Source organism: Primorskyibacter flagellatus, from assembly GCF_014638275.1.
Classification (GTDB): domain Bacteria; phylum Pseudomonadota; class Alphaproteobacteria; order Rhodobacterales; family Rhodobacteraceae; genus Pseudooceanicola; species Pseudooceanicola flagellatus_A.
On record NZ_BMFJ01000002.1, the window covers coordinates 292,545 to 311,271 of the forward strand.

18 protein-coding genes are annotated in these 18,727 nt (G+C 66.9%); 6 read left to right on the forward strand and 12 right to left on the reverse strand.

Annotated elements, in window-relative coordinates; translation table 11 throughout:
• Positions 1-80 precede the first annotated feature (80 nt).
• The 5 genes from IEV87_RS15680 to ald all read left to right on the forward strand — a co-directional run bounded on the left by IEV87_RS15680 (position 81) and on the right by ald (position 6,279).
• A complete protein-coding gene (locus IEV87_RS15680; RefSeq protein ID WP_188478770.1) occupies positions 81-1,769 on the forward strand; it encodes an acyl-CoA dehydrogenase family protein in 1,689 nt (562 codons plus the stop codon).
• Between the two features lie 457 nt (positions 1,770-2,226).
• Positions 2,227-3,309, forward strand: a complete 1,083-nt coding sequence (locus tag IEV87_RS15685) for a Hint domain-containing protein (RefSeq protein WP_188478771.1) — start codon at positions 2,227-2,229, stop codon at positions 3,307-3,309.
• A 78-nt stretch (positions 3,310-3,387) separates the two neighbouring features.
• Positions 3,388-3,945 (forward strand): fasciclin domain-containing protein, encoded by a 558-nt coding sequence (locus tag IEV87_RS15690; RefSeq protein ID WP_188478772.1) that lies wholly within the window; start codon positions 3,388-3,390, stop codon positions 3,943-3,945.
• A gap of 145 nt (positions 3,946-4,090) precedes the next feature.
• Positions 4,091-4,924, forward strand: coding sequence for a 3-keto-5-aminohexanoate cleavage protein (locus tag IEV87_RS15695; RefSeq protein WP_188478773.1), 834 nt, complete (start codon positions 4,091-4,093; stop codon positions 4,922-4,924).
• A gap of 212 nt (positions 4,925-5,136) precedes the next feature.
• Complete coding sequence (gene ald / locus IEV87_RS15700) at positions 5,137-6,279, forward strand: alanine dehydrogenase (RefSeq protein WP_188478774.1); 1,143 nt, start codon at positions 5,137-5,139, stop codon at positions 6,277-6,279.
• Between the two features lie 34 nt (positions 6,280-6,313).
• Here ald and IEV87_RS15705 read toward each other — a convergent pair whose 3' ends face one another.
• The 11 genes from IEV87_RS15705 to IEV87_RS15755 form a co-directional block, all read right to left on the reverse strand.
• A complete protein-coding gene (locus IEV87_RS15705) occupies positions 6,314-7,636 on the reverse strand; it encodes a TRAP transporter large permease (RefSeq protein WP_188478775.1) in 1,323 nt (440 codons plus the stop codon).
• Positions 7,636-8,217 carry a TRAP transporter small permease gene (locus tag IEV87_RS15710; protein WP_188478776.1) on the reverse strand — a complete coding sequence of 194 codons (582 nt, stop codon included), beginning with the start codon at positions 8,215-8,217 and terminating at the stop codon, positions 7,636-7,638. The genes IEV87_RS15705 and IEV87_RS15710 overlap by 1 nt, the downstream gene beginning before the upstream one ends.
• 100 nt (positions 8,218-8,317) lie before the next feature.
• On the reverse strand, positions 8,318-9,352 hold the full coding sequence (locus tag IEV87_RS15715; protein ID WP_188478777.1) for a TRAP transporter substrate-binding protein: 1,035 nt from the start codon (positions 9,350-9,352) through the stop codon (positions 8,318-8,320).
• Between the two features lie 298 nt (positions 9,353-9,650).
• A complete protein-coding gene (locus IEV87_RS15720; protein WP_188478778.1) occupies positions 9,651-10,001 on the reverse strand; it encodes a hypothetical protein in 351 nt (116 codons plus the stop codon).
• 102 nt (positions 10,002-10,103) lie between these two features.
• Entirely contained in the window at positions 10,104-10,880 is a 777-nt protein-coding gene (cobM, locus tag IEV87_RS15725) for a precorrin-4 C(11)-methyltransferase (RefSeq protein ID WP_188478779.1), read from the reverse strand.
• Complete coding sequence (cobJ, locus tag IEV87_RS15730; protein ID WP_188479484.1) at positions 10,877-12,862, reverse strand: precorrin-3B C(17)-methyltransferase; 1,986 nt, start codon at positions 12,860-12,862, stop codon at positions 10,877-10,879. The genes cobM and cobJ overlap by 4 nt, the downstream gene beginning before the upstream one ends.
• Before the next feature lie 11 nt (positions 12,863-12,873).
• Positions 12,874-13,575: a precorrin-2 C(20)-methyltransferase gene (gene cobI, locus IEV87_RS15735; RefSeq protein WP_188478780.1), complete on the reverse strand. Its 702-nt coding sequence runs from the start codon at positions 13,573-13,575 to the stop codon at positions 12,874-12,876.
• A complete protein-coding gene (gene cbiE, locus IEV87_RS15740) occupies positions 13,572-14,774 on the reverse strand; it encodes a precorrin-6y C5,15-methyltransferase (decarboxylating) subunit CbiE (RefSeq protein ID WP_188478781.1) in 1,203 nt (400 codons plus the stop codon). The genes cobI and cbiE overlap by 4 nt, the downstream gene beginning before the upstream one ends.
• Positions 14,775-14,916: 142 nt before the next feature.
• The gene (locus IEV87_RS15745) at positions 14,917-15,558 is read right to left on the reverse strand and encodes a precorrin-8X methylmutase (RefSeq protein ID WP_188478782.1); all 642 of its coding nucleotides are present in this window, start codon (positions 15,556-15,558) and stop codon (positions 14,917-14,919) included.
• Between the two features lie 38 nt (positions 15,559-15,596).
• Positions 15,597-16,805: a sirohydrochlorin chelatase gene (locus IEV87_RS15750; protein WP_188478783.1), complete on the reverse strand. Its 1,209-nt coding sequence runs from the start codon at positions 16,803-16,805 to the stop codon at positions 15,597-15,599.
• A gap of 3 nt (positions 16,806-16,808) precedes the next feature.
• A complete protein-coding gene (locus tag IEV87_RS15755; RefSeq protein ID WP_188478784.1) occupies positions 16,809-17,036 on the reverse strand; it encodes a DUF6732 family protein in 228 nt (75 codons plus the stop codon).
• A gap of 292 nt (positions 17,037-17,328) precedes the next feature.
• Here IEV87_RS15755 and IEV87_RS15760 point away from each other — a divergent pair, with 292 nt between their 5' ends.
• The gene (locus IEV87_RS15760) at positions 17,329-18,303 is read left to right on the forward strand and encodes a glutathione S-transferase family protein (protein WP_188478785.1); all 975 of its coding nucleotides are present in this window, start codon (positions 17,329-17,331) and stop codon (positions 18,301-18,303) included.
• Here IEV87_RS15760 and IEV87_RS15765 read toward each other — a convergent pair.
• A complete protein-coding gene (locus IEV87_RS15765; RefSeq protein WP_188478786.1) occupies positions 18,300-18,686 on the reverse strand; it encodes a response regulator in 387 nt (128 codons plus the stop codon). The two genes, IEV87_RS15760 and IEV87_RS15765, sit on opposite strands and share 4 nt — an antisense overlap.
• Between the last annotated feature and the right edge of the window lie 41 nt (positions 18,687-18,727).

Sequence of the window (18,727 nt, forward strand, 5' to 3'; positions counted from 1 at the left end):
ATCGCATCACGGGCGCATATTTGTTGCGCTGCACCTGCAAAGTGGATATGCCCGGCTGGAACGGAAAAGGGGGATGACAGATGGCACATGACGGACAGGACATGACCGGGGCAGGCACGACGATCCTGCCGGACCTTCTGACGCTGACCGCGGCCGCCATTGCCCCGGCAGAGGAGCTTCTGGACAAGGCGCAGGCCTCGGTCCGCGCGATGGTGCTGGAGGGCGGAGAGAAGATCACCACCCCCGCCGTCGAAAAGCACCAGACCGCGACGCACGGGCTCGCGTGGCTGGCAACCTACGTCGAATCCCTGCGCCAGATGCAGAAATGGGCCGAGAAGCTGACCGCCGACGGAAAGTTCGGCGAAATGGAGCAGCTGATCCACCAGATCGCCTTCGGCGAATACCTCTGGCAGATCATCGGCGGCATCCAGATGTCCCAGAACGAGATCGTGCGCCTTCAGGACCTCGGACTGTCCCCCGCCGATCAGGCCACGCTGAACACCGACGCCGTCTCGACCCTCTGCCAGTCCGGCAACACGCAGGCCGCCCGCTCCCGCCTCACCGCGCTGATCGTGGACCAGAAGGGCGCGACCATGTACGGTGCCTCGGGCCTCGACGAAGAGCTCGAGATGATCCGCGACCAGTTCCGTCGCTATGCCGTGGAAAAGGTCGAACCCTACGCCCATGAATGGCACCTCAAGGACGAACTGATCCCCATGTCGGTGATCCAGGAACTGTCCGAAATGGGGGTCTTCGGCCTGACCATTCCGGAAAACCTCGGCGGTTTCGGACTGACCAAGGCCTCCATGGTCGTGGTGTCCGAGGAACTGTCGCGCGGCTATATCGGCGTCGGCTCCCTCGCCACCCGGTCCGAAATCGCGGCGGAGCTGATCCTCGGCGGCGGCACGGACGACCAGAAATCCTACTGGCTGCCGAAGCTCGCCTCGGGCGAAATCCTCCCGACCGCCGTCTTCACCGAACCCAACACCGGCTCCGACCTCGCCTCCCTGCGCACCCGCGCGGTCAAGGACGGCGACGATTACCGCATCACCGGCAACAAGACCTGGATCACCCACGCCGCCCGCACCCATGTGATGACCGTGCTCGCCAGAACCGATCCGAACTCCACGGACCACAATGGGCTGTCGATGTTCCTCGCCGAAAAGACCCCCGGAACCGACGAAGACCCCTTCCCGACCGAAGGCATGACCGGCGGTGAGATCGAGGTGCTCGGCTATCGCGGCATGAAGGAATACGAACTCGGCTTCGACAATTTCCACGTCAAGGGTGACAACCTCCTCGGCGGGACCGAGGGCCAGGGTTTCCGGCAGCTGATGAAGACCTTCGAGGCCGCCCGCATCCAGACCGCCGCCCGCGCCATCGGCGTGGCCCAGGCCTCGCTGGACGTCGGCCTGCAGTATGCACTCGACCGGAAGGCCTTCGGCCAGCCGCTGGTCAACTTCCCCCGCGTCTCCGGCAAGCTGGCGATGATGGCGGTCGAAATCGCCGTTGCCCGCCAGCTCACATACTTCTCCGCCTACGAGAAGGACCACGACCGCCGCTGTGACCTCGAGGCCGGCATGGCCAAGCTGCTTGGCGCCCGCGTCGCCTGGTCCTGCGCCGACAACGCCCTGCAAATTCACGGCGGCAACGGCTTCGCCCTGGAATACACGGTCAGCCGACTGCTCTGCGACGCGCGAATCCTCAACATCTTCGAGGGCGCGGCAGAGATTCAGGCCCAGGTCATCGCCCGCCGCCTCCTCGGCTGAAGGTTTCGCCCGGGCGGGTCAGTACGTGGAAGGCAAACCTTGGGCTCTCTGCCCCTGCGAAATGGGGCGGAAATGGGGCATCCGTCGGGCAGAACCATGCGCTGTTGCATTTGACAAGCATTTTCCATTGTGAAATTTCACATCGGAAAAAATCAATATATGAGGGTTATATTCACCCTTTTCCTACGCCCTGGTATGTTCCCTGATATCGCGCATTGAAAAGTAAGAACAAATTTTCATATTTAATTTCATTTTAAACCATGCACTTGCCGCACCGCAGCGTCGAAAATTCCGGCACCCCGGTATACAACTTAAACAAGTGCCCATTTCCAGCCCCATTTGACCCGCACCCTGATTTGGCAAGGCGCTGTTAGCCTTGATCGGGAAAAGGCCGGGACCCCCGGAACCTGTCCTGGATGTGGCCCGGAAGGGATGAGTAAAGAGTGAGTATGTTAGAATGGGAAGCGCAATCATCGACGTTGAGCCCTATCTCGGGGCACTGACGGTCCTTGACCTTCTGTCCGCCGGACAGACGATCGTCCTTGGTCAATTCGGGACGCCAGAATCCCACACGATCACGGATGTGGACGGGATTCTCGGGCCCGGAGACGACGGGATTGCGACCCTTTCGGGCCAGCCGATCACCTATGTCGGCTCTGGTACGGCCACGCCCGGCGTGGCCGTACCCGGAGTTGGCACCGTGCCGCTCGGGTCGCCTTCGGACCTGGTGGTTTTCCAGGCCGGCGGCACCACCTATTTTCACTACCCGGACGGCCCCCCGGATCTTACGGGTGCTGTCGCGGTGGTCATCGACATTGACGCCACCCCTTACCCGTTGTTCACACCAGTCTGCTTTACCGCCGACGCCATGATCTCCGTGCCCGGCGGCGAATGCCCGGCCGGCGACCTGCGTGAAGGCGACCTGATCGAGGACGCCGAGGGCAACGCCCACGCGATCCTCTGGACCTGCCGCCGCCAAGTCTCGCTCTCCTCCTGTGGTCCCCGTGCCCGGGAGAGGCTGGCGCCGGTGGTGATCCCGGCCGGGGCTTTCGGCCCCGGCCGGCCGTCCCGGGACCTGCGCCTGTCGCAGCAGCATCTGGTGCGCATCCGCCATGTCCTCGCCGCGCTCTACTTCGCCGACGACACGATCCTGCTGCCCGCCCGTGCCCTGATCGGGCGCCAGGCCCGGCTCGACCTCGAAGCGGAGCATGTCACCTACGTCCACATCATGACCGAACGCCACGTCGTGCTGCGGGCCAACGGCCTTGCCACGGAAACCTTCCTGCCCGGTCCCCAGGCCCTCGCCGCGATGACACCCGGCCAGCGCATCGCCTTCCGCGCCGACCGCCACCGGACCGACATCGCCCGCCGGATGGTGCCCGCCGGGCGCATCCTGTCCGTCAGGGACGGCCGCTTCCTGAGCCGCGAAATCATCGGCCCGATCCGCCGCGCCGCCAATTCTCCGCGCAGGATCAAACGGATGCCCGGCGGACTTCCGCGGCCGACACATCCGGGAAACGAAAAATCTCTGCCCGCATGAAACCGATCTCCGGCCCCGCCCGTATCTAGGGGCACAGACGGAGGACATCTCCTCCGGTCATCAACAGGAGACTTTGACATGAAGACCAGACTGATTGCAGCCGTTGCCGCCACCGCCATCGCGACCATTGCCGTCGCCAAGGAAAACCCGACCGTCGGCGGCGCGCCCATGATGGCTGACATGACCATCGCCGAAAACGCCTCTGCCGCGCCGAACCTGACCACGCTGGTGGCCGCTGTGAAACAGGCCGGGCTGGCGGAAACCCTGATGGGCGACGGCCCCTTCACCGTCTTCGCACCGACCAACGACGCCTTCGGCATGATCTCCGAAGCCTCGCTGAACAAGCTGATGGAAGAAGGCAACAAGAAGCAGCTGCAGCAGATCCTGACTTGCCACGTCGTCGCCACCGAAGCCTTCTCGACCGACATTAACAAGATGATCTCGGATGACGGCGGCATGCACGTCGTTCCGACCGTCGGCGGCTGCCAGCTGGAAGCCTACATGGAAGGCGGCATGCTGAAGCTGAAGGACGAAAACGGCCGCGTCGCAACTGTGACGACCGCCGACGTCGACCAGTCCAACGGCGTCGTGCACGTGATCGACCGCGTTCTGCTGCCGGTTGGCCAGGCCGGCTGATCCCGCCACTCATGGCAAGCGAAGGGGCGTCCTGCGGGGCGCCCCTTTCCGTTGCAAAGCCCGCCCCGTGGCGGGATGCTGGACAAACCCGGGGGCCTGCCCTAGGGAAAGTTGACACCGACAATCAATACCGGCCAGGACCGACATGACCCAGAAACCCTGCATCATCTGCGTGGCCATCACCGGCTCCGTTCCGACCAAGGCCGACAACCCGGCCGTTCCCGTCACCGTCGCGGAACAGATCGAGTCGACCCACGAGTCGTTCGAGGCCGGTGCCACCATCTGCCATGCCCATGTCCGCAACGACGACGGAACGCCCTCCTCCGACCCGGAGAAGTTCGCCCGTCTCAAGGAAGGTCTGGAAAAGCACTGTCCCGGCATGATCCTCCAGTTCTCCACCGGCGGCCGATCCGGGGCCGGCAAGGCGCGCGGCGGCCACCTGTCGCTGCGCCCCGACATGGCGTCGCTGTCGGTCGGATCGAACAACTTTCCGACGCGGGTCTACGAAAACCCGCCCGACCTGGTGGACTGGCTGGCGTCGGAAATGCTGACCTACGACGTGAAGCCCGAGATCGAGGCCTTCGACCTCTCCCACATCCACCACGCCGCACTGATGTTCCGGCGGGGCCAACTGGCGGCCCACCCCTACGTGCAGTTCGTCATGGGCGTGAAGAACGCCATGCCGGTCGACCGCGAGACCTTCGATTTTTACATCGCCACGATGAAACGCCTGCTGCCCGACAGCGAATGGTGCGCCGCCGGGATCGGTGCCGGGCAGATCACCGTGAACGAATGGACCGTGCCCGCCGGCGGCCACGCCCGCTGCGGGCTGGAGGACAACGTGCGGCTCGACCGTGACACCCTTGCGCCCTCAAATGCCGCGCTGGTCCGCCGGGTGGTCGAGATCTGCGAAAAGCACGAACGCCCCGTGGCGACCGTTGCCCAGGCCCGCGAGATCCTCGGCCTCCGCACCGCCTGATCGCCGGATACCCACGCACCCTGATCCCCTCCCCCTGCCAAGGGGAGGGTTAGGGAGGGGAACCCCACAATTCAGGAGAATCTCCTAAAACTTAGCTCAGCGTCGCTGGATTCTTCGAAGAATTCCCCACACCCGCGAAGATTTTCAAGAAATCACCACCCGATCCGTGGTCCCCTGATGGCATAGCACCTGCCACCGGAGAGGAACCCGCCATGCTCATCGGCTGCCCCAAGGAGATCAAGAACCACGAATACCGCGTCGGCCTTACGCCCGAGAGCGTCGCGGAACTGACCGCCCGCGGCCACGCCGTCCTGATCGAGACCGGCGCAGGCAACGGCATCGGCGCCACGGACGAAACCTACCGCGCCGCCGGAGCCGAGATAACCGACGTCGAAACGCTTTTCGCGAAGGCCGAGACCGTCGTGAAAGTGAAGGAGCCTCAACCCGCCGAACGCGCCCGCCTGCACGAAGGCCAGACGCTCTACACCTACCTCCACCTCGCCCCGGATCCCGATCAGACCCGCGACCTTATAGCCAGCGGCGCCACCTGCATCGCTTATGAAACGGTGACCGACCCGCGCGGCGGTCTCCCCCTCCTCCGCCCGATGAGCCAGGTGGCTGGTCGCATGTCGATCCAGGCCGGCGCGCATGCGCTGGAGAAGGCGCAGGGCGGCAGCGGCGTCCTCCTCGGCGGCGTGCCCGGAGTCGCCCCGGCGAAGGTCGCGATCATCGGCGGCGGTGTCGTCGGACGCAACGCCGCGCAGATGGCTGTCGGGATGGGGGCCGAGGTCACGGTCTACGACCGCTCGCACGATGTGCTCGAAGACATTGACCGCCAGTTCGGCGGCCGGGTCCGAACCGTCTACTCCACGGCGACGGCACTGAACCAGATGACCGGAATCGTCAATCTGGTCATTGGCGCCGTGCTGATACCCGGTGCTGCCGCACCCAAGCTCATCACCCGCGACATGCTGAAGGGCATGATGCCCGGTACCGTTCTGGTGGACGTCGCCATCGATCAGGGCGGCTGTTTCGAAACCTCCCGACCGACCACGCATCAGGATCCGATCTACGAGGTCGACGGCATTGTGCACTACTGTGTTGCCAACATGCCCGGCGGCGTCGCGCGGACGTCGACCTATGCGCTGAACAACGCCACCCTGCCGCACCTGCTGCGGATCGCCGACTTCGGCACAAGGGGTGCGCTGGAACGCGACCCGCACCTGCTGAACGGCTTGAACGTCGCCGGGGGCCGCATCACCTGCGCCCCGGTGGCTGAGGCGCAGGGGCTGGACTGGACCGCCCCGCAGGACGCGGTGCGCGCCCTGCCCGCGACCTCACCCAGGGCCGCCTGAAACCCCGGGGGCCGGCACGAGGACCGGCCCCGCTTCAGTACAGCATTCGCAGCAGGAACAGGGAGATACCGGGGAAGAACACCAGCAGCGCGACCCGCACGATGTCCGACCCGACAAAGTACATCACCGCCCCGTAGGTCTTCACGATCGGCGTTTCCTTGTCCATGGAGTTGATGACGAACAGGTTCATGCCAACAGGAGGCGTGATCAGGCCGACCTCCACCACGATCAGCACGATGATGCCGAACCAGATCGCGAATTCCTCCGGTCCCATCCCGAAGTCGAGCGCGGAGACGATCGGGAAGAAGATCGGGATCGTCAGCAGGATCATCGACAGGCTGTCCATCAGGCAGCCAAAGATCAGGTAGAGCACCAGGATCATCACCAGCACCAGCCACGGGTTCAGACCCTGCTCCACCACCCAGGAGGCGAGCTCCTGCGGCACCTGGGTCAGGGCGAGGAAGCCGTTGTAGAAGGCCGCGCCGAGCACGATGAAAAAGATCATCGCCGTGCTGCGCGCCGTGGCATAGAAGCTGTCCGCCCAGGCCCGTCCCCTCAGCCCGCCGTTCAGCAGCGCGATGATGCCCGTGCCGGCGGCCCCGACCGCCGCGCCTTCCGTCGGGGTGAAGACACCAAGGTAGATGCCCCCGACCACGACGAGGAACACGATGAGCACCGGCAGCACATCGATCAGCGCCCGGAACCGCTCTGCCATCGGCACCGGAGGCCGAACCCCTGCCGCATCCGGGTTCACCCGCACGTAGATCGCGATGGTGATCATGTAGCCGATGGCCGCGAGAATCCCCGGCACCATGGCCGCCAGGAACAGCTTGGCGATGTTCTGTTCGGCGAGGATCGCATAGACGACAAGAATGACCGACGGCGGGATAAGTATCCCAAGCGTCCCGCCCGCCGCCAGCGTGGCCGAGGAGAAGCCGCCGGAATAGCCGTAGCGCTTCATCTCCGGCAGGGCGACCTGCCCCATGGTCGCCGCGGTGGCGAGCGACGATCCGCAGATCGCGCCAAAGCCCGCACAGGCCCCGATGGCCGCGATGGCCACGCCGCCGCGCAGATGCCCCAGCCAGTTCTCCGCCGCCTTGAACAGTGCCTGGCTCATCCCGCCGAGCGTGGCGAACTGCCCCATGAGCAGGAACATCGGCACGATGGACAGCGAATAGGAGGAGAAGGTCGAATAGGTCTCGGACTTCAGCCGGGCCAGCGCGACGATGGCATTGCCATTCACTGCGTAAAGCCCGCCGAAACCGACCGCGAACATCGCCAGACCGATCGGCATGCGCAGGAAGATCAGCGCCATGAGAACCGGGAAGGACAGCAGTCCGATGTCGAAATTGCTCATCAGTGCGCGCCCCCTTCGACCCGCAGAAGAACCCGGCCCGTGACCAGTTCACCAACCCGCAGCGCCGCCACGTAGACCGCGACCACCGCCGCCGCGACCGCCCCGGTCAGGGACAGCGCAAAGGCCCACCACACCGGGAACTGCAACAGCATCGTCGTTTCGTTGTAGCGCATCTTGCCCGCCATCCCGTCGTAGAGCTTCCAGGCGATGACGATCAGCACCACCGCGAACAGCACCTCCCACAGCGCGGTCAGCAACCGGTTGACCCCCTCCGGAAAGACCGAGGTCAGGATGTCGACCGAGGCATGCGCGCCGGTGATCTGCGCCAGCGGCAGGAAGGCGAAGATGCAGAAGGCGATCCCCGCCTCAACCAGTTCGAAGTCGCCCGTCACCGGCCCGACCCCCGCATCCAGCACCATCTGCGCGAACCCGGCCAGAACCCCGGCCCCGATCAGGTCGTGCATCAGCGTGTTGATGCCCCGCCCCGCAACCGACACCACCGTCAGCAGGATCAGCACCGTCAGGATGATCCCGCCAAGGAAGGCGGCCACCTGCGCCAGTCTCAGAAAAAAACGTGTCATGCCGCAAGCCGCCCCCGTCCGGCCCCTGCCCGAAAACAAACGCCGGACCGCGACGGGTCCGGCGCGGACGGATCGCGCACCGGGGCGCGATCCGTCACGTTCACTTGGTATTCGCCTCGATCAGCGACTTCGCCTCGTCCAGCAGCGCCTGGCCGTCGATCCCGGCGCCCTTCATCTCCTCGATCCACCAGGCTTCCACCGGAGCGGCCGCGGCCTTCCACTCGGCGATCTGGTCGTCGGTCAGTTCGATGATGTTGTTGCCGCGATCCTTGGCGAAAGCATAAGCCGGGTCGTCCGCCGCCTGCATCGTCTTGCCCGCGAAGGCCGAGAACTCCTCGCCCGAGTTGTCGTCGATCACCTTCTTCAGGTCATCGGGCATGGAGTCGTACTTGTCCTTGTTCAGCGCGAACACGAAGGTCGTGGTGTAGAGAGAGTTGTTCGGGAAGGTCGTGTGGTTCGTCACCAGCTCCGACACCTTCAGCGCGGTTGTCACCTCCCACGGGATCACGGTCGCGTCGATCACGCCCTTGGACAGCGCCTCCGTCACCGCCGGAACCGGCATGCCCACGGTGGTTGCGCCCAGGTCGGTGAACATCTTGTTCGTCACCCGCGTCGGCGCTCGCAGCTTGACCCCGTTCAGATCGGAGACCGAGTTGATCGGGTCCTTGGAATGGATCAGTCCCGGACCATGCACCCAGAGCCCGATGACCTTCACGTCCTTGTAGTCCTGATCCAGCAGATGCTTCTCGGCATATTGCCAGTAGGCGCGGCTGGTGTCCTCGCCATTCGTCATGATGAACGGCATCTCGAACACCTCGGCGCGCGGGAAGCGGCCCGGTGTATAGCCCGTTACGGTCCAGATCACGTCGGCGACACCGTCGAGAACCTGATCGTAAAGCTCCGGCGGACGCCCGCCAAGCTGCATGGCGGGATAGCGCTCCACCTTGATCCGGCCCTGGCTGTCGGCTTCGATCTTGTCCGCCCAGACGTCCAGAATTTCCTTCGGAACCGAGGCCTGCGCCGGCAGGAATTGATGCAGTTTCAGGGTGACTTCCTGGGCGAGGGCAGCGGTGCTCGTCCCGGCCAGAAGCGCCGCGGCGGCAATCCCGCGAAGTGCCGTCTTCATGAATGACATGTGTTCCTCCCGTCATCAGGCGATGCTCTTGCCGCCCCCTGCCGGACCAAGGGGTCCGGGGCCCGTTTTCGGGCTCTGCACCGGGGACACCGGCATCGCGCCGGGCAAGGATGACCGCGCCCCCTCAACCTGTCAAACCCGGAGAAGGTCCGACAGTTAGTTTCCTTGAAAACATTTTACAATGTCAGCTATTTTTAGGGGTGCGAGGCTTTCCAAGACCGGGAAGTACCGCCGAAACAACGGCTTCAAGTCCCGGATTCGGGCCCGAAAAGAGCGATCGACAAGCGGAAAACGCGAATCACACGCGGGGCAGCAGCCCGGCAGGACGCGTGTCGGGCAGTTCGAAATCCAGCGCGGGCAGCGTCTCTGCCGCGGTCTGGCGCTTGAACTCGTACTGCATCTCTTGGCCGTCCTGAGCCGAGGCGACGATCAGGCACTGCCACAGATGCCGCCCCCCGTCGTAGACATCCACCAGCCCGCGCAGTCGCGGCGCGCCGTCGGCAGGAACCACCATGCCGTGATCGCGCAGCCGCAGGATCGGAAAGACCTGATCCCCCACGACCACCCGCAGACGGTTTTTCCGGCGCAGGGCCAGCCGATGCGCGGCTTCAAGTCCCTCACGGACCTCTCTGGGCAGATAGGTGGTCATGATCGCTCCTCCCGGGTCACAGCATGAACCCGATGACGTAAGCGTCAAGTTAAGGCTTCGGTTCCAGTCTGTTTCCGGAAAAGCTGTGCCCGAAAAGCTCTGTCAGTCCTGCCCTGCCCGCACGCGTGGCCGGAGGACATGCGGAATCGCGGCGTCATACAGGGCGGAGTCGCGGAAATCCCGTATCTCGCCCAGCACCGGACCGACAAGGATCAGCGCGGTCCGCGTGATCTTTTCGGCTCTGACCCTGCCCTGGATATCCGCCAGTGTCCCGCGGATGAACATCTGGTCCGGCCAGCCGACGCGATAGGCCACGACCACAGGGCAGTCCGCCCCGTAATGCGGCGCCAGCTGCCGCTCGATCTCCCGCAGGTTCCGCACGCCCAGATGGATCGCCAGCGTCGCCCCGGTCCGGGCGAAATTCTCCAGCGTCTCGCCCGCGGGCATGGCGGTCGATTTCATGCTCACCCGCGTCAGAACGATGGACTGCGCGACTTCGGGCACCGTCAGTTCCTGGCCAAGCGCCGCCGCGGCCGCCGCATAGGCCGGCACGCCCGGGACGATCTCGTACGGAATGCCGTCCGTCCTGAGCCGCCGGATCTGTTCGGCAATCGCGCCGTAAAGGGACGGATCGCCGGAATGTACCCGCGCCACGTCCTCGCCCCGGCCATGCGCGGCGACGATCTCCGCATGGGTCTCGTCCAGCGTCATCGGCGCCGTGTCCCTGACCAGCGCGCCCTCCGGTGCGCAGGCCACGACCTCCTCCGGCACCAGCGACCCGGCGTAAAGGCAGACCGGACAGGCCCCGATCAGCCGCTGCGCCTTAAGCGTCAGAAGTTCCGGATCCCCCGGTCCCGCCCCGATGAAATAGACGGTCATTGCCGCTGTCCCTCTTTGGTTTTGCCGATATACAGGGCCTCGCCCGCAGACCGGGGGGCGTCCCCTTCTCCCGGCTCCCACACCGCCCCGGCCCCGACATGCCGGTTGCCCACGTCCACGAGATCCCCGTCGATCCGGCGCGCATAGCCGCGCGGCGTGAACATCCGCGGCCCCTCACCCAGCATGGCCAGCCGGGTGTTCGACGACCCGACCAGCACCACCGTCAGCATGTCGACCTCATCCACCTCAAGCTGGTCCAGCCGCCGGTAGCGCACATGTTCTTCCGGCCGTCCGAGCGAGGTGGCGAGCATCACCGGAGTATCCCCCGGACGATGCGCCAGCAGGATGTCCCGCGCCTCCGCCAGCAGCGTCCGCCGCGTCTTGCTGACCGGGTTGTAGAAGGCCACGACGAAATCCCCCTCCGCCGCAGCGCGCAGCCGCCGCAGAATATCGTCCCGCGGTGTCAGCAGGTCCGACAGGGAGATCGCGCAGAAATCGTGCCCGAGCGGAGCCCCCGCCCGCGCCGCCGCCCCCTGCAGCGCCGACACGCCCGGAGAGCAGACCACCTCCACCCGCCTTGCCGCCGCGCTCACGCCGGTTTCGTCGACGCGGTCCAGCAGTTCGAAGACCAGCGCCCCCATGGCATAGATCCCCGCGTCCCCCGAACAGACCAGCGCCACGTCGCGCCCTTCTCCCGCGCGTTCCAGCGCATAGCGGCAGCGGTCCTCCTCCCCGCCAAGCGGGAAGTCCGCGCGATGTTTCCCCGCCGCCAGCGGCCCGAGCAGGTCGATGTAGAGCCCGTATCCCACAAGCTCCTCCGCCTCCGCGATCAGGCGCGACACCTCCGGTGTCCGCCAGGCCGCCTGTCCCGGCCCGATCCCGACCACCGACAACCGCCCGCGACGCCGCCCGCGCGGCACCTCAATCACTTCGGGCGACACGGCCAGCGCGCAGGTGGCATTGGCCGTCTTGCGCTTGGCCACGACCAGCCGCCCCTCCGGTCCAACCCCGGCCAAAGCCGCGCCTTCGGAGACGCCGTGGCAACCGACCTCCGCAAAAACCACATCCGACGGAGTCGCCAGGCGCGGCGTCTCCGCCTCCAGTTCCTCCGCCGTGAAGATCCGCAGCGGCAGTCCGAGGTCGGACGCCAGCCGGTTCACCGCCACCTCGTCCGCCTTCACGTCGATGGAATGCACCGCCGACACGGCCCCCGGCGCGACCCCGGCCTCCGCCAGCACCTCCGCCACCAGCGCGGCCAGTTCTTCCGGCGGACAGTTGCGCGAACAACCGACGCCGAGGGAGAAGCGCACCGGGTGGAAGGTCAGCACCCCGGGTACCGGGGGAGAGGTCTTCGCCTCGATCACCACCACATCCGCGTCATCCTCGGGCTCGACCCGAGGATCTCCCCCCGATGTCCCGGCGACTGGGGTGCCTCGGGTCAGAGATGTGGACTGCGCCCGGCCCGCCAAACCCTCCAGCCACCCGGCCTCCGCCGCCACCTCTCCGTCCAGCCGCACCCCGGCCCCGGCGAGCAGGCGAGCCATCGCGTCCTTTGCCAATCCCGGCGTGCCAAGCCGCCATCCCGCTGGCGGTTCGTCCAGCGAAACGCCAAGCGCCACCTCACCCGCCGTCGTGACCGCCGCAACCGCACCAAGCGCCTCCGCGGTCTGCCGCGCCAGCCGGTTCGCGCCACGGTGCCCGCCAAGCAGCGGCACCACAAGCGATCCGTCATCGCTCACCGACAGAACCGGAGGCTCCGACACCTTGTCCGCCAGAAGCGGCGCCACCGCCCGGATCAGGATTCCGCTCGCGCAGACCCCGATCACTGGCCGCCCCGCCGCGAACATGTCGCGTGCGAAGTCCAGCGCATTGTCAAACACCGCATCCGCCCCCGCGACCCGCCCCGCCCTGCCGAACATGGCCACGCCAAGCGCATCGGCAACCCGCCGCGCCACCACCGCGCCCGATCCGGACACCGCCATCACCACCGGGTCTAGAGCCACGGATCATCCCCCCTGTTCATCAGGATCATCGAGAAATAGGGCGCCGCTTCCGGCGCCTGCGCCAGCGGGCAGACAACTTCGTCCGGCAGGCCGACCCGCGCCACATAGACCGCCTTGTCCAGCAGCCCGAGCTCCGCGAACACCCCCCGGATCTTCGCCATGTGCCGACCGACCTTCAGGATCGCGACCGCTTCCGCCCCGCCGATCCGCTCACGAAGCTCCGCCCCGGGCAGCGGCCCCGGCAGAACCGTGAGCCGTTCGTTGCGCGCGACCAGCGGCCGCCCGGCCCGCGCCGAACAGGCGGAGACGGAGGTGACGCCGGGCACGACCTCGACCTCGAACCGACCCGACAGCCGCGCGAACAGGTACATGAACGAGCCGTAGAAGAATGGATCCCCCTCGCAGAGACAGACCACGTCCGCGCCGCTTTCCAGCGCCGCGGCGATCTCCTCCGCGCCCGTGTCATAGGCAGCCTGCGCCGGTGCCCGCTCCACCGTCATCGGCACATCCATGACGATCTCGCGGCACCCGGCCGGGATCAGCCCGGCGGCGATGGAACGCGCAAAGCTCGCCCCGCCCGTCAGCGCCGGATAGGCCACCACCGAAGCGCCCGCGATCAGCCGCGCCGCCTTCAGCGTTAGCAACTCAGGATCGCCGGGGCCAAGGCCCACGCCATACAGCCGCCCGGTCATCGCTTCACCAGGCTCCACTGGGTCACCGGCATCGCCGGTTTCCAGCCAGACATCCGGCCAACCGCCTCCGCCCGCGCGACCTGGATTTTGCATAGTTCCCCGCCATGCCGCGCGTGAAGCGCCAGCATGACCTGCTCGCTCTCGATCGTCACCGCATTGGCCACCAGCCGGCCAAGCGGTTTCAGCGCCGCCCAGGCGGCCCCGAAAGCCTCCGCGCTGAGCCCGCCTCCGATAAACACCGCATCGGGGGCCTCCAGACCGTCCAGCGCCGCCGGGGCCTCGCCCTCCACCAGCCGCAGCCCCGGCACGCCAAGCGCCAGCGCATTCGCCGCCGCCATGGACCGCCGGTCCGCGCGCGGTTCTATCCCGACGGCCCGCGCATAGCGCGCGCCCCGCATCCATTCGACGGCAACCGATCCGCAGCCCGTCCCGATGTCCCAGAGCAGCGCGCCCCGCATCGGCATCAGCTTGGCCAGCGTCACCGCCCGTACCTCGCGCTTGGTCATGGTGCCATCGGACACGAAGAGATCATCCGCCAGCCCCGGCACCCGCGGAAGCAGCGCCGCACCCGGGGCAGCCACACAGTCGACCGCAAGGGTGTTGAAGGCGGGCACCTCGTGATCCCAGCTTTCCGCCAGCCCGTCGAACCGGACTTCGCCCGCCCCGCCCATGTTGGCCAGCACCGTCATCGGAGACCGCCCGAACCCGCGTTCGGTCAGGAAGCGCGCGATCTGCCCCGGTGTCTCCGCCCCTGTCGTCAGGATCAGCAGCCGTGCGTCGGGCTGGATGAAGGCGATCATCTGCTCCACCGGACGGCCATGCACCGTCAGCGTCTCCAGATCCGCCATGGACCAGCCCATCCGGGCCGAGGCCAGCTGGAAGGCCGAGAGCTGCGGGTGATAGACGATCTCGCCCGGCGGGATGCCCCGCCCGATCCGCGCGCCCACGGAAAACCACAGCGGGTCTCCCGTCGCCAGCACGACGACCCGCCGCCCCCTGTACCCGTTCAGGGTGGAGATCAGCGCGTCGAACGGGGACGGCCAGGCCACCCGCTCCGCCGTCACAGCGTCCGACAGCCGGTGATGCCGGTCGCCGCCGATGATGACCTCCGCCGCCTCGACCACGGCGCGGGTGGCGGGTGTCAGCCCGTCCATCCCGTCCTCGCCGATACCGACGATATGCAGCCAGGGGGTGCTCATCGCGCACCGGTCCCTGCGCCGCGCCCTGAGGCCCGCGCCGCGCCGTCGAGTATTTCGGGCAAGATGAAGCAGGGGATCGCCCCCCCTTCATCTTGCCCGAAATACTCCCGCCGGAGGCATCCCCGTCCCGCCACTGGCATTGTCATCGAATCTCCTCTCCCGGCAGGCCCGCCGCCAGCGCGTTCACCGCCGCCGAGGCCATGGCCGATCCGCCGCGCCGACCGCGCAGCGCCACATAGGCACAGCCGCGCGGGTTGGCGGCCAGTTCGGCCTTGCTCTCCGCCGCGCCGACGAAGCCGACCGGGAAACCGAGGATCACCGCCGGGCGCGGGGCACCGGCGTCGATCAGCTCCAGCAGGTGGAACAGCGCGGTCGGCGCGTTGCCGATCGCCACCACCGCTCCGTCGAGCCGACCGGCCCAGAGTTCCACCGCCGCAGCAGACCGCGTATTGGAAATCGCCTTCGCCCGCTGCGGCACCTGCGGATCGTTCAGCGTGACCACCACCTCGTTCTCCGCCGGCAGGCTGCGCCGGATCACCCCTGCCGCGACCATCTCGCAGTCGCAGAGCACCGGCGCCCCGGAGAGAAGCGCGGTTCGCCCCGCCTCCCAGGCCGCCTCGGAAAAAGCCAGCCGGTCGGCGACATCGACCATGCCGCAGGCGTGGATCAGCCGGATCGCCATGGCCTGAAGGCCGGGCGGAAACCGCTCCAGCCGGGCCTCGCGCCGGACGGTCGCAAAGCTCTGGGCGTAGATCGCGGCGGGGTCGGTTTCATAGGGACGCATGGCGGGCCTTCGGGACGGGGATCGGGCGGCGGGCGGGGTCAGACCCGCACCTTCCGCGCGCTTTCCGGCCCATGCGGGTGATCCGCATGGGGATAGTCGGCGTGGTGATGGTGGTGATGCCCCCCTGCGTGCCCGTGGCCATGACCATGGCCGTGACCGTGGTGATGGTGGCCGTGATGGCCCGCGGTCAGGTCCAGCCGGCATTCCCCGGTACAGAACGTGTCGCAGAGCGTGCAGTCCGCCACGTTGGAGCCGGGGGCGGACGCGCCCTGCCCCTCGACATGATGATGGTGGCTTTCCTGGATCGCGCCGACCTCGGCCTCGAACCCGACCACCGCCGCGCGGTACTTGCAGAGCACGCAGGTCGGCGGAGGCACATCGGCGAAAGCCGGGTGGCGGCGCTGCTCGGGCGTGATGTGCCGGTGTCCGCCATCGTCGAAGGAGAGCACCTGTTCGCGATAGGCGCAGATGCCACAGTTCGGGATCGCCTCCGTCGCGTCCAGTTCGCGCACCCGCGCCGCGAAGGTGGCGATCACCTGCTCGTGGTCGTTGAGGTAACCGGCCTTGAGGAACTCGATCTCCGGATGGTCCGCGGCCACACGGTCGGTGAAGCCGTAGATCCGGTCGACCAGAATGCCGGTGAACAGGAAATACGGAAAGACCACAACGCGCCGGTAGCCAAGCCGGGTCACATGCCTGAGGCAGGGTTCCACCAACGGGAAGGTGACGCCGGAATAGCCCACCTCGCACCAGCCGAAGCCCAGCCCCTCGTGCAGCATCCGCGCCACCTTGGCCACATTGCCGTTGGCATCCGGGTCCGACGCCCCGCGCCCGATCACCACGAGGCAGGTTTCCGACAGCGGCACGTCATCCCCGGCGGCCGCGAGCTCCGCACGGATCCGGTCCGCGGCGGCGGCGATCATGCGCGGGTCCACGCCAAGTTCCCGGCCATAGCGGATGTCGATCCCGTGCTGCGCCGCATACGTGTTCAGCACCGTCGGAATGTCGTTCTTCGTGTGCATCGCCGCGAACAGCATCCCCGGCACCGCGAGGATCCGGTCACATCCCCGGGCCCGCAGCCGGTCAAGCCCGTCGCGGATCACGGGGTTGGCAAACTCGAGATAGCCGTAGTCGACCAGCCAGTCCGGTGGCAGCAGCGCGGGCAGACGCTGCGCCAGCACCGCGAACTCGTCCACCGCCGCCTGGCTGCGAGAGCCATGGCCGCAGATCATCACCCCGGTTGTCATGGATCAGGCCTCCTGCGGGTCTTCATCCGCCGGGACGTCGCCCTGATCCTCCTCGGCCTGCGCCTTTCCGCCGCGACCGCGCAGCCCCTGCCAGAGCCCGATCGCTATGGCCGCGCCAAGTGCCGCGGCGCCCAGCCAGTGACCATGGCCGGCGACTTCTCCGAGATGGCCGACATGCGCCGCGGCGGGGCCGGCGACCAGCGTCAGAAACAGGGCGGGGAGGAGTCGCATCGTCAGTCCTTTCCATCTTTCCGGAAAGGCCGAAGGGGGCCGCGGTCGCGACCTCCGACGATCCGGTCCCTGCATCCCCTGTCTGGGTCGATGTCGCAGACCTGCACCTTTCCGGCCCCTCGCGGGGCATCGTCCCCTCCTCTATAGGCAACCGCCGGCGGAGTCGCAACGATGATCGCCCGCCCGTTTCCCCACCCCCGGATGTGCGCCCCTGCACGGGGCCTGCGCCCCAGTGCGGCTGGACCCGGTCGCGCCGCCCGTTAGATCCTGCCCATACAGAAGGAGAAAGCACATGGGCCAGCTGATCGACGGAACCTGGGAAAAACAGAGCCTCGCCAGCCTGTCCGAGGGCGGAGAGTTCGAGCGCAAGGAAAGCAGCTTCCGCAACTGGGTGACGGCGGACGGCAGCGCGGGACCCACGGGTTCGGGCGGGTTCGCCGCCGAAAGCGGGCGCTACCACCTCTATGTGTCCTACGCCTGCCCCTGGGCGCATCGCGCGCTGATCTTCCGGCACCTGAAGGATCTGACCGCCCATATCGACGTGTCGGTCGTGAGCCCCGACATGCTGGACGAAGGCTGGACCTTTGCCACCGACCACCCCGGCGCCACCGGGGACCGGTTGATGGGGAAAGACCGCCTGTACGAAGTCTATACCGCGTCCGATCCCGAGGCGACAACGCGTGTAACAGTGCCGGTGCTCTGGGACCGGGAGCGGGGCGAGATCGTGTCCAACGAATCCGCGGACATCATCCGGATGTTCAACTCGGCCTTCGACGGGCTGACCGGCAACACCGACGACTACCACCCCGAACCGTTGCGTCCCCGGATCGAGGAGATCAACGCCCGTGTCTACGACACGGTCAACAACGGCGTCTACAAGTCCGGGTTCGCCTCGACCCAGAAGGCCTATGACAAGGCCGTCGGCGCGCTGTTCGACAGCCTGGACTGGATCGAGAGGCTGCTTGAGGAGCACCGCTATCTCGCCGGGGACCGGATCACGGAGGCGGACTGGCGGCTGTTCACCACGCTGATCCGTTTCGACACGGTCTATCACACGCATTTCAAGTGCAACCGCCGCCGCATCATCGACTACCCCGCGATGTCCGGCTACCTGCGCGAACTATACCAGTGGCCCGGCGTGGCGGAGACGGTGCATTTCGACCACATCGCGCGGCACTACTATTACAGCCACGAGCACATCAACCCGTCGCGCATCGTGCCGATCGGTCCTGTGCTGGACCTGACGGCGCCGCACGGCCGCGGCTAGGCGGCGCGGGTCTTCCGGGCATAATGGGCGACGATGGCGGCCACGTCCGGCGGTGCGGTGCGGGCGGGGATGATCATGCAGGCGTTGGAACAGAGGCTGAAGATCACCCCGTCGGCCAGGAAATCGTCGCTGTTCACGAAGATCAGCGGCGTACCGGGATGCCGGAAGTTGGCATAGTCGGACACCGCGAAAGCCGACCCGCGTTCGAAAACCAGATCGATGACGACCACCGCGAACGGCTCGTCCCGCAGCCGCGCGATGGCGGCCTCGGAATCGGTGACGTGCCGCACGTCGAAGCCCTTTTCGCCGAGATGCCGCTTCCACAGGCTGCGGACATTGCCGTCACCGTTGCCCACGATCAGCACCCGCGGGGCCCCTGACATGGGCGACGCCCCGGCCGGAGGCATGGCGGAATCGTGTCTGA

Bases quoted from the DNA above. Each gene is read 5' to 3' on its own strand.
- IEV87_RS15680 (WP_188478770.1), top strand. From the start codon at position 81: ATGGCACATGACGGACAGGACATGACCGGGGCAGGCACGACGATCCTG.
- IEV87_RS15685 (WP_188478771.1), top strand. From the start codon at position 2,227: ATGGGAAGCGCAATCATCGACGTTGAGCCCTATCTCGGGGCACTGACG.
- IEV87_RS15690 (WP_188478772.1), top strand. From the start codon at position 3,388: ATGAAGACCAGACTGATTGCAGCCGTTGCCGCCACCGCCATCGCGACC.
- IEV87_RS15695 (WP_188478773.1), top strand. From the start codon at position 4,091: ATGACCCAGAAACCCTGCATCATCTGCGTGGCCATCACCGGCTCCGTT.
- ald (WP_188478774.1), top strand. From the start codon at position 5,137: ATGCTCATCGGCTGCCCCAAGGAGATCAAGAACCACGAATACCGCGTC.
- IEV87_RS15705 (WP_188478775.1), bottom strand. From the start codon at position 7,636: ATGAGCAATTTCGACATCGGACTGCTGTCCTTCCCGGTTCTCATGGCG.
- IEV87_RS15710 (WP_188478776.1), bottom strand. From the start codon at position 8,217: ATGACACGTTTTTTTCTGAGACTGGCGCAGGTGGCCGCCTTCCTTGGC.
- IEV87_RS15715 (WP_188478777.1), bottom strand. From the start codon at position 9,352: ATGTCATTCATGAAGACGGCACTTCGCGGGATTGCCGCCGCGGCGCTT.
- IEV87_RS15720 (WP_188478778.1), bottom strand. From the start codon at position 10,001: ATGACCACCTATCTGCCCAGAGAGGTCCGTGAGGGACTTGAAGCCGCG.
- cobM (WP_188478779.1), bottom strand. From the start codon at position 10,880: ATGACCGTCTATTTCATCGGGGCGGGACCGGGGGATCCGGAACTTCTG.
- cobJ (WP_188479484.1), bottom strand. From the start codon at position 12,862: ATGGCGGTGTCCGGATCGGGCGCGGTGGTGGCGCGGCGGGTTGCCGAT.
- cobI (WP_188478780.1), bottom strand. From the start codon at position 13,575: ATGACCGGGCGGCTGTATGGCGTGGGCCTTGGCCCCGGCGATCCTGAG.
- cbiE (WP_188478781.1), bottom strand. From the start codon at position 14,774: ATGAGCACCCCCTGGCTGCATATCGTCGGTATCGGCGAGGACGGGATG.
- IEV87_RS15745 (WP_188478782.1), bottom strand. From the start codon at position 15,558: ATGCGTCCCTATGAAACCGACCCCGCCGCGATCTACGCCCAGAGCTTT.
- IEV87_RS15750 (WP_188478783.1), bottom strand. From the start codon at position 16,805: ATGACAACCGGGGTGATGATCTGCGGCCATGGCTCTCGCAGCCAGGCG.
- IEV87_RS15755 (WP_188478784.1), bottom strand. From the start codon at position 17,036: ATGCGACTCCTCCCCGCCCTGTTTCTGACGCTGGTCGCCGGCCCCGCC.
- IEV87_RS15760 (WP_188478785.1), top strand. From the start codon at position 17,329: ATGGGCCAGCTGATCGACGGAACCTGGGAAAAACAGAGCCTCGCCAGC.
- IEV87_RS15765 (WP_188478786.1), bottom strand. From the start codon at position 18,686: ATGTCAGGGGCCCCGCGGGTGCTGATCGTGGGCAACGGTGACGGCAAT.